Annotated in this window: 13 protein-coding genes; 6 read left to right on the top strand and 7 right to left on the bottom strand. The window is 31.4% G+C overall.

Annotated features, from left to right (window positions below; all coding sequences use genetic code 11):
- Positions 1-227 precede the first annotated feature (227 nt).
- The 3 genes from AC9UEH_RS11105 (at position 228) to mtaB (ending at position 3,327) form a co-directional block, all read left to right on the top strand.
- On the top strand, positions 228-479 hold the full coding sequence (locus AC9UEH_RS11105; protein ID WP_509531807.1) for a type B 50S ribosomal protein L31: 252 nt from the start codon (positions 228-230) through the stop codon (positions 477-479).
- A gap of 123 nt (positions 480-602) precedes the next feature.
- Positions 603-1,778: a GlmU family protein gene (locus AC9UEH_RS11100; protein ID WP_509531805.1), complete on the top strand. Its 1,176-nt coding sequence runs from the start codon at positions 603-605 to the stop codon at positions 1,776-1,778.
- 214 nt (positions 1,779-1,992) lie between these two features.
- Positions 1,993-3,327: a tRNA (N(6)-L-threonylcarbamoyladenosine(37)-C(2))-methylthiotransferase MtaB gene (gene mtaB, locus AC9UEH_RS11095; RefSeq protein ID WP_509531802.1), complete on the top strand. Its 1,335-nt coding sequence runs from the start codon at positions 1,993-1,995 to the stop codon at positions 3,325-3,327.
- Here the strand turns inward: mtaB and AC9UEH_RS11090 are convergent.
- Together AC9UEH_RS11090 and AC9UEH_RS11085 are read right to left on the bottom strand one after the other, a co-directional pair.
- A complete protein-coding gene (locus AC9UEH_RS11090; RefSeq protein ID WP_509531810.1) occupies positions 3,317-3,601 on the bottom strand; it encodes a GNAT family N-acetyltransferase in 285 nt (94 codons plus the stop codon). The two genes, mtaB and AC9UEH_RS11090, sit on opposite strands and share 11 nt — an antisense overlap.
- 31 nt (positions 3,602-3,632) lie before the next feature.
- The gene (locus AC9UEH_RS11085) at positions 3,633-4,346 is read right to left on the bottom strand and encodes a pirin family protein (protein ID WP_509531799.1); all 714 of its coding nucleotides are present in this window, start codon (positions 4,344-4,346) and stop codon (positions 3,633-3,635) included.
- Positions 4,347-4,462: 116 nt separating this feature from the next.
- Here AC9UEH_RS11085 and AC9UEH_RS11080 point away from each other — a divergent pair, with 116 nt between their 5' ends.
- Complete coding sequence (locus tag AC9UEH_RS11080) at positions 4,463-5,137, top strand: alpha/beta hydrolase family protein (protein WP_509531796.1); 675 nt, start codon at positions 4,463-4,465, stop codon at positions 5,135-5,137.
- 33 nt (positions 5,138-5,170) lie between these two features.
- Positions 5,171-6,055 (top strand): lytic transglycosylase domain-containing protein, encoded by an 885-nt coding sequence (locus tag AC9UEH_RS11075; protein WP_509531793.1) that lies wholly within the window; start codon positions 5,171-5,173, stop codon positions 6,053-6,055.
- 455 nt (positions 6,056-6,510) lie between these two features.
- Here AC9UEH_RS11075 and AC9UEH_RS11070 read toward each other — a convergent pair whose 3' ends face one another.
- From AC9UEH_RS11070 to AC9UEH_RS11055, 4 genes are read right to left on the bottom strand one after another with little or no spacing between them, the layout of a single operon-like run.
- A complete protein-coding gene (locus AC9UEH_RS11070) occupies positions 6,511-7,095 on the bottom strand; it encodes a Maf-like protein (RefSeq protein WP_509531790.1) in 585 nt (194 codons plus the stop codon).
- Entirely contained in the window at positions 7,088-8,017 is a 930-nt protein-coding gene (locus AC9UEH_RS11065; protein ID WP_509531787.1) for a geranylgeranylglycerol-phosphate geranylgeranyltransferase, read from the bottom strand. The genes AC9UEH_RS11070 and AC9UEH_RS11065 overlap by 8 nt, the downstream gene beginning before the upstream one ends.
- A 22-nt stretch (positions 8,018-8,039) precedes the next feature.
- Positions 8,040-8,567 carry a KdsC family phosphatase gene (locus AC9UEH_RS11060; RefSeq protein WP_509531785.1) on the bottom strand — a complete coding sequence of 176 codons (528 nt, stop codon included), beginning with the start codon at positions 8,565-8,567 and terminating at the stop codon, positions 8,040-8,042.
- Positions 8,551-9,324 (bottom strand): Rossmann-like and DUF2520 domain-containing protein, encoded by a 774-nt coding sequence (locus tag AC9UEH_RS11055; protein WP_509531782.1) that lies wholly within the window; start codon positions 9,322-9,324, stop codon positions 8,551-8,553. Before AC9UEH_RS11055 ends, AC9UEH_RS11060 begins: the two co-directional genes overlap by 17 nt.
- 148 nt (positions 9,325-9,472) lie before the next feature.
- Here AC9UEH_RS11055 and AC9UEH_RS11050 point away from each other — a divergent pair, with 148 nt between their 5' ends.
- Positions 9,473-12,601 carry a cytochrome c biogenesis protein gene (locus AC9UEH_RS11050; protein WP_509531780.1) on the top strand — a complete coding sequence of 1,043 codons (3,129 nt, stop codon included), beginning with the start codon at positions 9,473-9,475 and terminating at the stop codon, positions 12,599-12,601.
- Between the two features lie 73 nt (positions 12,602-12,674).
- Here AC9UEH_RS11050 and AC9UEH_RS11045 read toward each other — a convergent pair whose 3' ends face one another.
- The gene (locus AC9UEH_RS11045; protein WP_509531777.1) at positions 12,675-13,349 is read right to left on the bottom strand and encodes a helix-turn-helix domain-containing protein; all 675 of its coding nucleotides are present in this window, start codon (positions 13,347-13,349) and stop codon (positions 12,675-12,677) included.
- Positions 13,350-14,033: the final 684 nt, after the last annotated feature.

The raw sequence follows: 14,033 nt of genomic DNA, 5'->3' as shown, positions 1-14,033 counted from the left end.
TACCTAACAAAGGAAATTTAGATTTTTTCTAAAACTTTCGGATAGCTGTGATTTTCATTGAAATAAAAAAAAATGTAACTAAGGTTTGATTATTGAAAAATAAGTGTAAATTTGCAAACTCAAAATAATAAAGTTAAAAACAAAAAGTTATAGTGCGTTTATACCTTTTCTGTGAGAAGAAAAGCTTCAAAACAAATTATAATTGAACAAATAAAAAAAGATTTAAGATGAAAAAAGGTGTACACCCAGAAAATTACAGATTAGTTGCTTTTAAAGACATGTCAAATGAAGACGTTTTTATTACAAAATCTACTGCAGATACTAAAGAAACTATCACACACGAAGGTGTTGAATATCCAGTTGTGAAAATGGAGATTTCAAGAACTTCTCACCCTTTTTACACAGGTAAATCTAAACTTATCGATACTGCAGGACGTATTGATAAATTCAAAACTAAATACGCTAAACACGGTAAATAATAGTTATCTGTTTTCAAATTATATAAAACCTCGCAAATTGCGAGGTTTTTTTATACCTAAAACTTTTTCATTTTCTTGTTTATCTTTGTAACTTTGAACCTATAACCTTTGAACCACAATAAAATGAATTATATCCTCTTTGACGGACCTTCCAGAAATGCATTATTGCCTTTCACTTTCACGCGCCCAGTTGCCGACATTCGTATTGGAATTTTAACAATTCGTGAAAAATGGGAGAAATATTTGGGTTCTACAACTACTACTTTAACCGAAGAATATTTATCGGAAAAGTTTCCAATGGTAGAATTGGAGGAAAACGTAATGATAAATGCCTCGTATTTGCCCAATCCAATTTTGGTTGAATTAATTAGTAATTTAGAGCGAAATCAAGCGGTTTTCAGAGGCGATGAAGTAATTGCTTTTTACACACAAGAATCACAAGAAGAAGTAGATTTTGATACTTATGAAATTATTGAATTCAATGCAGATTGTCTGAAAGTAGAACATACTTGGGATATTTTTGCTAAAAATGATGCGGCTCTTCGGGAAGATTTTGAGCTTTTAACAGAAGACAGAACCTCGCAGTCCATTCCAAAAAGTGTTAATGTAATTTCTCCTTCAGCTATTTTTATTGAAGAAGGTGCAAAATTAGAATTTGTAACATTAAATGCTTCGACAGGACCTATATATATTGGCAAAAATTCTGAAATTATGGAAGGTTCTGTAATTCGTGGTCCGTTTGCATTGTGCGAGGAAGCCCAAGTAAAATTGGCTACTAAAGTATATGGTGCAACCACAGTTGGCCCGCATTGCAGGATTGGTGGTGAAGTCAATAATTCTGTTCTTTTTGGTTATTCTAATAAAGGACACGATGGTTTTTTAGGAAATTCGGTGTTGGGAGAATGGTGTAATATTGGTGCTGATTCCAACAATTCTAATTTGAAGAATAATTATGAAGAAGTGAAATTATGGAGTTATGAAACAGAAAATTTCGCCAAAACGGGACTTCAGTTTTGTGGTTTAATGATGGGCGATCACAGTAAATGCGGTATTAATACGATGTTTAATACGGGAACTGTTGTTGGTGTGAGTGCAAATATCTTCGGAAGTGGTTTTCCTCGTAATTTCGTCCCGAGTTTTTCTTGGGGCGGTGCTTCTGGATTTGTAACGTATCTTACTAAAAAAGCTTTTGAAGTTGCAAAAATCGTAATGGACAGAAGACACGTAGAATTTACCGAACAAGACAAAGCCATTTTGGAACACGTTTTTGAAAAATCTAAAAAGTGGAGAAAAGAATAAGTTATTTTTTTTAATATAATTTGTAAAGCCACAATTGATTATTCATTTGTGGTTTTTTTTTGCTATGCGAATAGTGTATCATTATACGATTATTGTGTAAATTTGCACAGTGTTTGCGAAAGGGATAGAGGCGGTATCATTTTGTGCAGCGAAAGCGGAATAAAATATATAGCCGAAAGCCCGACCCAAAGGGATTCGCCCAAATAAAAAAAATATGACGGATAGAAAAAAAGTTGCTTTTTACACCTTGGGTTGCAAGCTGAATTTTTCGGAGACTTCTACGATTGCGAGAAATTTCACGGAGGAAGGTTTTGATCGTGTCGATTTTGAAGAAGTTGCCGATATTTATGTGATAAATACGTGTTCTGTGACGGAAAATGCGGACAAACAATTCAAGCAGGTAGTGCGAAAAGCGATGAAATTGAATGATAAAGCGTTTGTTGCGGCGGTGGGTTGTTATGCGCAATTAAAACCTGAAGAATTGGCAAATGTGGATGGCGTGGACTTGGTTTTGGGTGCTACAGAAAAGTTTAAAATTACCGATTATATTAATGATTTGTCCAAAAATGATAGGAGCGAAGTGCATTCTTGTGAGATTTCTGAGGCTGATTTTTACGTTGGAAGTTACTCGATTGGAGATAGAACTCGTGCATTTTTGAAGGTTCAAGATGGTTGTGATTATAAATGTACATATTGTACAATCCCTTTGGCACGAGGAATTTCGAGAAGTGATGCTTTAGAAAATGTATTGAAAAATGCAAAGGAAATTTCGGAGCAAAACATCAAGGAAATCGTTTTGACGGGTGTGAATATTGGGGATTATGGAAAAGGAGAATTTGGGAATAAAAAACACGAGCATACTTTTTTAGAATTGGTTCAGGAATTGGATAGAATTGAAGGAATTGAGCGCTTGCGAATTTCTTCGATTGAGCCTAATTTATTGAAAAATGAAACGATTGATTTTGTTTCTAAAAGTAGGACTTTTGTGCCACATTTCCATATTCCGCTGCAATCTGGAAGCAATGATATTTTGAAATTAATGAAGCGTCGTTATTTGCGAGAAATTTATACGGAGCGCGTGAATAAAATTCGGGAAGTGATGCCGCACGCTTGTATTGGCGTAGATGTTATTGTTGGTTTTCCTGGTGAAACAGACGAACATTTTCTTGAAACCTATCATTTTTTGAATGAAATGGACATTTCTTATTTACACGTTTTTACGTATTCTGAACGTGATAATACCGAAGCTGCTGATATGGACGGAGTAGTTCCTGCAAATGTTCGAGCTAAAAGAAGCAAAATGTTGCGTGGTTTATCTGTAAAAAAACGACGTGCTTTTTATGAAAGTCAACTTGGAACCAATCGAAATGTGCTTTTTGAAAGTGAAAATAAAGGGGGTTATATTCATGGTTTTACAGAAAATTATGTAAAAGTGAAAACGCCTTGGAACCCAGAATTAGTAAATACGTTGCACGAAATTAATCTCACCAAAATTGATGAAGATGGAAGTGTGCGAATGGAGTTTTTGAAAAGTATAGTTACAGTTTAATTCCTGGAGGAAGCAAATCTTTATAGGTAGGATTTTTTCTAAAAAAAGTTGCTATTTTTGGTAAAATCGGCACAACTTTCAGCTTTCTTTCGTAGGCGATTTCCATAATATTTTTTAGGAAATCATTTATAAAAGCTTCGTTATCAAAGTTGTCTGGAGTTTGAATTTTCGTTAAAAATATCTTTTTCTCTTGAAAGGAATATTCTAAGAGTATTATTTTCCCTTCAAAAAAGGTTTCGAATTGTCTTGAAAACGCATTGTCTTTTATTTCCATAATTTCTTGGACTTCCATAAAATTAGTTAGTTTATTTGGCTGGTACTTCGATAATCAGCATCTTGGCTTTTTGTTTAATTTCGATATCAAATTCGCTAAAATCGGATATTTCTAAAGCATCTTTTGCTTTTAATAGCTGATTATCAACTACAATTTCACCGTCAATTAGAAACAAATATACACTATTATCGGTTAGGTTAATTTTATAACTCGTTTTGCCACTTTCAAAAATCCCTAAATTAAAATATGTTTTTTGGTGAACCCAAAGTGCATTTCCATTATTTGAGTCTTTTGGAGAAACAATATTTACAAATGAGCCGCTATTTTTTTCAAGATCAAAAAACTTTTGCTCGTATCTTGGGGTTACATTTTCGGCATCAGGAAAAACCCACAGTTGCAATAATTTTAACTGATTTGTTTTGCTCGCATTGACTTCAGAATGTTGAATTCCGCTTCCAGCACTCATAACTTGAACTTCCCCAAAGCTAATAGTACCTTCATTTCCCATACTATCTTGGTGTTTCAAAGCGCCTTCAAGAGGAATGGTAATGATTTCCATATTTTCGTGAGGATGCGTTCCAAACCCCATTCCGGGGGCAATTGTATCGTCATTTAAAACGCGTAGCGCTCCAAATTGTATTCTCTGTGGATTGAAATAATTGGCAAAAGAAAAGGAATAATTAGCGTTTAACCATCCAAAATTGGCAGTTCCACGTTCAGAAGCTTTGTATAATTGGGTTGTCATAATTTATTCATAATTGTAAAGGAAACCGATTATATTTCCGATTAATGATTTAATTTTATACAAATTTCGTGATTAATTCCTTTTGTTTCAATTATAGAATGTTAAATCATTTTTTGATGAGTAGAATTCCAGTTTATTTCATGCCAGGATTAGCAGCCAGTTCTTCTATTTTTGAAAGAATTGCTCTTCCTTTGGATATTTTTGAGATGATTTTATTGGAATGGGAATTGCCTTTAAACAATGAATCTTTGTCGGAATATGCAGAAAGAATTTCTAAAAAAGTAACTCATAAAAACCCTGTATTAATTGGCGTTTCATTTGGCGGGATTTTAGTGCAAGAAATGGCTAAATTTTTAGATGTTAGAAAGACAATAATAATTTCAAGTGTTAAAAGTAATCTTGAATTCCCTACCGCTTTTAAAGTTGCTAAAACTACAAAAGCGTATAAACTTTTACCAACAAATCTGATTTCAAATATTGAAAATTTAGTTAAATTTTCATTTGGAGATAAGGTGAATAAAAGATTTGAATTGTATAAAAAGTTTCTTTCTGTTCGTGATAAAAATTATTTGGATTGGGCAATCGAAAAAATAATTTTATGGGATAGAACTGAAATTGTAAAGAACGTGACTCACATTCATGGAGATACAGATGAGGTTTTTACGATAAAAAACATTGACAAATGTATTGTTGTAAAAGGCGGGACACATATAATGATTTTGAGTAAATTCAAATGGTTTAATTCGAATTTGCCTAAAATAATTTTGGGACAAGAAGCAGAATCGGTTTGATTTTTGTAATTTTACACTATTAAAATATATAAAATGAATTGGATTAAAAAAGCAGGAATTATAACCTCAATTATTATAGTAAGTGGCATTTCTATTTTTGCTATTTCTAATGAAAATAAAAACAAAATTACGCACGAAGGAACGGCTTATTATTTTCCCACAGCAGCTGATTTTGCAGGAGAAAATACACCTTTAAACATTCCAGATGTGAACGAACGTTTTGATCGTGAATTGTTGGTTAATGCCAATTTGCATGCTTCAACGATATTAATTTTAAAAAGAGCGAACCGTGCTTTTCCTGTAATTGAGCCAATCTTAAAAAAAAATGGTGTTCCCGATGATTTTAAATATTTAGCAGTAATTGAAAGCGCTTTATTGAATGCAGTTTCAGGTTCTGGAGCAAGAGGAGTTTGGCAATTTATGCCTGAAACGGCTAAGGAAAAAGGAATGGAAGTGAATGATTGTGTTGACGAGCGGTATCATTTAGAGAAGTCAACGGAAGCTGCTTGTAAATATTTATTGGCTGCAAAAGAAAAGTTTGGTTCTTGGACTTTGGCTGCGGCTTCTTATAATGGTGGAATGACTGGTGTTAACAAGCAAATTGAAATTCAAAAAGTCAGTAATTATTATGATTTATTGCTAAATGATGAGACTTCACGGTATGTTTTTAGAATTTTGGCTTTGAAAGAAATTATGAAAAACCCAGAGAAATTTGGATTTAATATTCCAAAACAAGAATTATACGAACTATTTCCAACACGAAAAATAGAAATCGATAGCACTGTTAATAATTTGGCTGATTTGGCAATTAGTCAAGGAATTAATTACAAAATTTTGAAGATTTACAATCCTTGGTTGCGCGATTCTAAATTAGAAAATAAAAACAAAAAGAAATACAGTATTGAGATTCCCTTGTAATTTATTTGTATTTTAATCGAACAGAATAGTCCATAAAAAGAGCAGCAGTTTTTTATATTACAATTGGCAAAATTCTTTATCAAAGAATTTAAAATCTACTAAAATTTCCAAAATAATTTTTAAACTACTACTCTTTTATAATAAAACAATGAAAACAAATATTTATGTTTTTATAAATTACGTAAATCTTTTTTGATATTGCAAACACTAAGTAATAAACGGCAGTATATAGGCATAGATGGAACTATTTCCGTTATTTTTGTTTTTAATTTATTTAATTTAGAATCAAATCTTAAAAAGTGGGATTAAAAAAATCTTTTATTTATGGTATTTGTTGAAATACTATTTTGTAGTTTTTGTTTAAATTCTATCAAAAAATGAATGCCAAAAGGTACTTACATTATTTTAATCTCCATCATTTACAAAGAATGTAAAAAATAGAATTTGAGCTTTGTTTATGTGATTTTAAGTAAATATTCATACACTTTATCGGTTGGCATTCCCATCACATTGGCATAAGAACCCTCAATTTTTGAAACGCCAATAAAACCAATCCATTCCTGAATTCCGTAAGCTCCAGCTTTATCAAATGGCTTGTAATTTTCCAAATAATAATGGATACTTTCATCGCTCAAAGCATTAAATGTCACTTTGGTAACTTCGTGAAAAGTGGTTGTTTTTTCTACTGTTTTGAAACAAACGGAAGTGATAACTTCGTGCGTATCATCAGATAAAGATTTCAATATTTGAAAGGCATCTTCATAATCTTTTGGTTTTCCCAAAGCATTATTTTTGTGCCAAACAATGGTGTCGCTGGTAACTAAAATTTCATTTTCATTTAATTCTCCTTCAAAGGCGTTGGCTTTTAATTCGGCTAAAAAGTTGGTAATTTCTTCGGCTTTTAAAGGAACTGGATAAATTTCCTCAATGTCTTTCAATCGAATTTCGAATTCTAAGTCTAAATCTTTGAAAAATTGCTGTCTTCTCGGTGACCCCGAAGCCAAAATAATTTTATGATTTTTTAAAATCGCTTTAAGCATTATTTTTCATATTTAAACTGATTACCAAAATGGAAAGAATACCAAAAAATAGAATCCATTTCAAGATTGTACTCAAATGATGAAAGTCTTTTGGTTCTTTTGCAGACCAAATTTTAACCGTAAAATAGAGTAGGGGACTTGCAATGAATATTAATCCATAAATGGAACTTAGCATTAAATTTCCATCAAAAATATAAACTTTTAAATAATAAAACACACAAGTTATTGGAATGAAACTCAAAGCAAAAACAACTTTAGTAGCTTTCGGAACGCCAATAACTATTGGTAAAGTGCTCATTCCTTGACTTGAATCGCCATTAAAATCTTCAATATCTTTTACGATTTCACGAATTATATTGATGATAAAAGTATAAACAGCATAATCAATTAAAATTCCAAAGATTAAACCCATTATTGCCTGATTTCCATCGTAAGTTGCAGGTAATAAATCAAAAAGTCCAATGATTAAAACGCTTGCAGAAAGTAACAAAGCAATTATTATATTTCCAATCAGCAAACTTTGTTTTAAACTTGTAGCATATAAATAAAGTGTGGACGCAATTAGAATAAATACGATTGCAAAATTGGGTCTTTCAATCACATTTGACAAATAGAAACCAATGGCAACACCTGTAAAAGTGAAGGCTACATATAAATTATAGGCTTTGCTTTCTGTGATATATTTTCCAACAATTACAGAATCAGGTCGGTTTTCAGAATCTGTTTCTTGGTCAAAAATAGCATTAATAATAGCGCCTCCAGCCGCTATGCAAACGGTTGAAAATACCAATAAAACATATTGCCAATCGGCAAGTGATAAGGGTACATTTTGAAGTTTTAAAAATCCATATCTGAAGATTAATTGCATAAAAGCAAGCAGCAACAGGTTTTTGTAGCGTATTAATTTGAGTAAATTCAACATTTTAATTTTTGTATAATAGTCATTAATCGTGTTTTCCGTCGTAATACAAATGCCATTTTCCTTGCACTTTCATCACTTGCTCAATTACATCGCGAGCAGCTCCTTTTCCTCCATTTCTATGGGAAATATAAGTTGAAATTGCTTTTATTTCGGGACTTGAATCCTGCGGACACGTTGGTAATCCTACCAATTGCATCACGTGAAAATCGGGAATATCATCGCCCATATATAAAACGCTTTCGGGTGAAATAGTATATAATTCGCAATATTCTTTAAAAGTTTCTACTTTATTTGGGGTTGCCATATATATATCTGTAATGCCAAGATTTCTCAATCGAGTACGAACGCCTTCATTGTTTCCGCCAGAAATTATACACACATTATAGCCGCTTTCGATGGCTGCTTTCATAGCAAAACCATCTCGAATATTCATCGTTCGCAGCATCTCGCCAGTAGGCGAAATATGCACCGAACCATCAGTAAGTACGCCATCTACATCGAATATAAATGTGGTAATATCGTTCATTATTTCCTTATAACTTCTTGCCATTATTTTGAATAGATTGGGTTAATATTTTATAAATATTTTTTTGATTTTCATCTGATAAAAAGGACAAATGAGCATTTATGGTTTCAATATCATTGCGAATTGCAGGCCCAGTTTGTGCTTCATTTGGCGAAAGCTGCGTAATTTTTTCGGCAGTTTCTTGAATTAAAGGTTTTAATATTTCAAAAGGCACATTGTTTTCTTTGCAAATATCATTTCCAATTTTATACAAATGATTGGTGAAATTATTCACAAAAACTGCCGCCAAATGCAATGCTTTTCGTTGTTCAGAATTAATTGCAAAAACAGCATCCGAGATGGTTTGAGCAACTTTTTGTAACAATTGATAATCGGAAGCATTTTGACTTTCTATGCAAATTGGTATAATTTTGAAATCTACAGTTTTGTTTTTTGAAAAAGTTTGCAGCGGGTAAAAAACGCCTTTTCGATTATTTGACGCTAATATTTCCAATGAAATTCCCCCAGAAGTATGAACAACTAATTTATTTTTATAAGGAATTTGTTCCGATACAGTCGAAATTGCATCGTCTGAAACGGCAAGGATATATAAATCGGCTTCTGCCAAAGTACTCCAATTATGAGTAATGTTATTGAAATCCAATAGCTGCGTTACTGATGTTTTCTGTCTTGCAAAAACTTGAACCAATTCCATTTCGGCACCATTAATAATGGAATTTTGGAGTGCTACAATCAAATGTTGCGCTACGTTTCCAGAACCAATAATACTTAGTTTTATCATTTGGCTAAATTATTGATTTTTTTTTAACTATTTAGATTTTAAGATATTTTAAAACATCACTTAAAAAATACTTAAATGAGTTGTTGAAACACATAATTAAACAAATTTGAATTACTTTTGTACCACTTTTAAAGAAATGTCTTTTATAATGGATAAAAAAATATTTTCATTTTTGTTTTCAACACGATTAATGGCTTTTTTATTCTTGTCATTTGCAATAGCAATGATTTGTGGCACCTTTATCGAAAGCAAATACAATACCGATACGGCTCGAATTTGGGTTTATAATGCGTGGTGGTTTGAAGCAATTATGGGTGTATTCCTTATCAATTTTGCAGGAAATATTAAACGTTACCAACTTTTAAGAAAAGAAAAATGGGCAACTTTAATCCTTCATATTTCGTTTATTTTTACTTTGTCAGGAGCTTTCATAACACGATATATTAGTTATGAAGGAATGATGCCAATTCGCGAAGGCGCTGCCGAAAATCAGTTTTATTCTGATAAAATGTTTCTTACAATTTTTGTAGATGGTGATTTTCAAGGACAAATGAAGCGTCGTGTTTTTGAAAAATCATTGTTGCTTTCTCCAGTTACGAACAACAATTTTTCTATAAAAAGTAATTTTAACACTACTGATTTTAAAATATCGTACAAAGATTATTTATTGGGTGCCAATCAAATTATCAAACCAGATTCTAAAGGGGTTTTGTACTTTAAAATGGTAGAATCCGGCGACGGAACACGTCACGAACATTTTCTAAAAGAAGGCGAAGTTCAAAATATTCACAATATGCTTTTCTCTTTGAATAAATATGTAAAAGGAGCAACGAACATTACAATTACAGATAATTCTTCTACAATTCAAACGCCATTTGAAGGACAATTTATGAGAATGGCAGATAAATTGAAAGGAACTGTTTCCAAAGATGTTGTTCAGCCGTTGATGATGCGCTCGTTATATAATGTTGGCGGAACACAATTTGTATTTCCAGACCCAGCTGTGAAAGGCGTTATCGGGTATTCTGCAAAAAATGATTACAAAGCCAAAACGCACGAAGATGCCTTGATTTTAAATCTAAATTCGGAAGGTCAGGATAAAGAAGTTACGCTTTTGGGAACAAAAGGAACGATTGGTGAATCAAAATCGGTGAAAATCGGCAAAATAGAATACACCTTTTTCTATGGAAGTAAAGCCTATATTTTGCCATTTAAAATCAAATTAAATGACTTTAAAGCCTTAAAATATCCCGGAACCGAAAAGAGTTTTTCTGCTTTTGAAAGCGATGTTACCGTTCAAGATTCTACCTCAAAATTTGATGCTAAAATTTTTATGAATCATATATTAGACCATCAAGGGTATCGTTTTTTCCAATCTTCATTTGATCAAGATGAAAAAGGAACTGTTTTATCGGTAAATCATGATTATTGGGGGACTTTAATCACGTATATCGGTTATTTTATGTTGTTTTTTGGTTTGATGGCGATTCTATTTACAAAGCATTCTCGCTTTGCGGATATTAAAAGAAAATTAGAAGTTGTGAAATTGAAAAAATCAAAACTAATCACGATTGCATTGTTATTGTTGAGTTGTAGCGTTCTCTCACAACATAAAGAAGAGAAAATATCTGTAAAACAAATAGATTCTTTAGTTCATAAATATAAAGTCTCAGAAGAACACGCAGCCAAATTTGGACGACTTGTAATTCAAGATGCTGGTGGAAGAATGAAGCCTTTGAATACTTTTTCATCAGAATTATTACGAAAAGTGAGTCATAAAGACGAATATAATGGAATGAATTCTGATCAGGTATTTTTGTCAATGACACAATTTCCAACAGCTTGGTACGAAATTCCATTGATTTATATAAAAGCAGGAAATGACAGTATTCGTAAAATTATTGGCATTGATAAAACCGCACAATACGCTCCTTTTATTGCGTTTTTTGATGCTAAAGGAAACTATAAATTATCGTCGTATTTAGATGAAGCTTATAAAGTGGCAAACCCAAATAACTTTGAGAAAGATTTTGTGGAAACCGATAAAAAAGTCAATCTGTTAAATCAAGCTACATCAGGAAGTATTTTGCGTATTTTCCCAATTCCCAAAGATTCAAATAATAAGTGGGTTTCTCATTTAGAATTAAGTCACGCAGGTTTGAAAGGAATGGATTCGATATTTACATCACAAATTGTTCCGTTATATTTAAATTCGTTGAAAAATGCGAGTGAAAAAAATAACTATAAAGATGTTGATTTCTACTTAGAAGGAATTAAAAAATACCAACGAAAATTTGGAGTTCAAGTGATGCCAAGTGAAGAAAAAATCACCGCTGAAATCTTGTATAATAAATACGATGTTTTCAAAAAGCTGTTTTATTTGTATATGATGGCGGGCGTTTTAATGTTATTACTCACAATTATTAAAATATTCAAAGACAATAAGTTCATGGCAATTTCTGTGAATATAATGCACGTTATAATTGGACTATTATTTGCTTTACATACCATTGGATTGATAGCGCGTTGGTATATTTCGGGTCACGCACCATGGAGTAATGCGTATGAATCTATAATTTATGTGGCTTGGGCAACGATGTTTTTTGGTTTGGCATTCGATAGAAAATCTAAATTAACGGTTGCATCTTCAGCATTTGTAACTGCAATGATTTTGATGGCAGCGTATATGAATTGGATTGATCCAGATATTGCCAACTTACAACCCGTGTTAAATTCCTATTGGTTGATGATTCACGTGGCGGTAATTGTGGCGAGTTATGGTCCATTTGCACTAGGAATGATTTTAGGTTTTGTTTCATTAGTTCTAATTTTCTTTACCAATGATAAAAATAAAGAAGTGATGGCATTAAACATTAAGGAAATCACCTATATCAATGAAATGGCGTTGACAATTGGTTTGGTAATGTTAACCATTGGAAACTTTCTTGGCGGGCAATGGGCGAATGAAAGTTGGGGACGTTATTGGGGTTGGGACCCAAAAGAAACATGGGCGCTAATCAGTATTATGATTTATGCCTTTGTAATTCACTCTCGATTTGTACCAATGTTCCGAGGAAAATGGGTTTTCAATTTGATGAGTATGTTTGCTTTTGTATCGATATTATTTACCTATTACGGAGTGAATTTCCATCTTGTAGGCTTGCATTCTTATGCTAGCGGTGAAGCGAGTTCCTTGAGTTGGATTTGGCAATCTTTGACTGGGATTACAATTATTGGAGCACTTTCTTATCCAAAATACAAGAAATATTATAAGTAAAATTAAACCTACAATTACAATTATAATAAAGACTCAATAAAAATTGGGTCTTTTTTTTAAGTTTAAATCAAATTTAAATTGTGTTGTAATACTCGTTTGGAGTTTTTCCAACAATGTCTTTAAAGCTTGTGAAAAAAGGATTGTATGATGCAAATCCTACTTCTATTGCTAAAGATTCAAAAGTATTGGAATTTAAATATCCCGCCTCTATTAATTTCAAGGCATCTTGAATTCGGGTGATTTTTTTATAATCAGAAAATGAAATTTCTGAATGGTATTTGAATAAATAAGATAAATGACTTTTTGGTATGTTTAATTTCAATGCAAGTTCAGTTAACTTAAATTTTGAGTTTCTAAATAAATTATTTTGTTCTGAAACAATGTTAATTTCATTGATATATTTTTTTATGTTTGGATTTATTTTAGCAGTTAGTTTTGAGTCTTGAAGATTTGTTATTTTTACTTTCGAAACTAATTTTAAAGGTGAAATTTTATTTGAACTAATGTTGTTTTCATTTATTTTTTTATTCAATATTGAATATCCAAAGAGTATTTCTGGAGTGGTCAATATTTTAATAAAAATACATATCCAAACAATTGAAGAACACCAAATACCTAATATTCCAGAAATGACTCCACCACTATTAGTTTCTATAAATAATGATACTATTAAACGGAAAACAGATAGACTTAAAGCAACAAAAATGAAAATTGACCAATTTTTAATTAATTGATTTTGCTTAATCATTATTTCAAGAGACCCTTTTTTATTCCAAATATTTCTTTTTAATTTCAAAAATATAACAACAGCAAAACAAACACAATAGATTATAAAGAGCCAAACTGTTCTGAAATCAAGATTAAAGAGGTTTCTTAATATGGATAATCGTTTCTCTAAAACAAATAAAGTTGGAATAATAAAGTGATATAAATCTTTTGGAGAAATTTTTTTTTGATTTTTTATAAGTTTATCAAAATATAAATAAACGCAAGGTCCTATATATATGTATAACAAATTGTGGTTTTGAATATAATATATTAAATAAGGATTTTGTGTTAATTCTTTGACTCCTATAATAAATAATCTTAAGGAACAAAAGAAAATAACAAGTGCGAGATAAATATTTATTACTCTATTTGATTTGTATCCAAATAAGATAATAAATAAAGTAACAAACCCCATAAGGCCAGTAAAAATCAGCAATAAAATTGAAACCATAGTTAAGTTTTCATTCAAACAATTATTTGTTTTTTACAATTAATTGTGAGGGGATTAAATGAATTCAAAAGAGATGTATTGTGAATGTAATTTTAGTGAACAATAATACACCCACAAAACTAATAATTTTTTTGTAAACAAAAAATTTTTTAAGGTTTTGGATATGCTAACTTTACCCTCATAAAAAGTTAAGAATAAAAACCTTAATTTTAA

It is taken from the genome of Flavobacterium sp. (genome assembly GCF_040402835.1).
Classification (GTDB): domain Bacteria; phylum Bacteroidota; class Bacteroidia; order Flavobacteriales; family Flavobacteriaceae; genus Flavobacterium.
The sequence above is the reverse complement of the archived record's forward strand: the minus strand, read 5'-3'. Positions and strand labels throughout refer to the sequence as shown.

Coding starts and splice junctions, on each gene's coding strand:
- mtaB (WP_509531802.1), top strand. CDS start 1,993: ATGACGGATAGAAAAAAAGTTGCTTTTTACACCTTGGGTTGCAAGCTG.
- AC9UEH_RS11065 (WP_509531787.1), bottom strand. CDS start 8,017: ATGTTGAATTTACTCAAATTAATACGCTACAAAAACCTGTTGCTGCTT.
- AC9UEH_RS11050 (WP_509531780.1), top strand. CDS start 9,473: ATGGATAAAAAAATATTTTCATTTTTGTTTTCAACACGATTAATGGCT.
- AC9UEH_RS11070 (WP_509531790.1), bottom strand. CDS start 7,095: ATGCTTAAAGCGATTTTAAAAAATCATAAAATTATTTTGGCTTCGGGG.
- AC9UEH_RS11085 (WP_509531799.1), bottom strand. CDS start 4,346: ATGACAACCCAATTATACAAAGCTTCTGAACGTGGAACTGCCAATTTT.
- AC9UEH_RS11080 (WP_509531796.1), top strand. CDS start 4,463: ATGAGTAGAATTCCAGTTTATTTCATGCCAGGATTAGCAGCCAGTTCT.
- AC9UEH_RS11105 (WP_509531807.1), top strand. CDS start 228: ATGAAAAAAGGTGTACACCCAGAAAATTACAGATTAGTTGCTTTTAAA.
- AC9UEH_RS11055 (WP_509531782.1), bottom strand. CDS start 9,324: ATGATAAAACTAAGTATTATTGGTTCTGGAAACGTAGCGCAACATTTG.
- AC9UEH_RS11060 (WP_509531785.1), bottom strand. CDS start 8,567: ATGGCAAGAAGTTATAAGGAAATAATGAACGATATTACCACATTTATA.
- AC9UEH_RS11090 (WP_509531810.1), bottom strand. CDS start 3,601: ATGGAAATAAAAGACAATGCGTTTTCAAGACAATTCGAAACCTTTTTT.
- AC9UEH_RS11100 (WP_509531805.1), top strand. CDS start 603: ATGAATTATATCCTCTTTGACGGACCTTCCAGAAATGCATTATTGCCT.
- AC9UEH_RS11045 (WP_509531777.1), bottom strand. CDS start 13,349: ATGATTAAGCAAAATCAATTAATTAAAAATTGGTCAATTTTCATTTTT.
- AC9UEH_RS11075 (WP_509531793.1), top strand. CDS start 5,171: ATGAATTGGATTAAAAAAGCAGGAATTATAACCTCAATTATTATAGTA.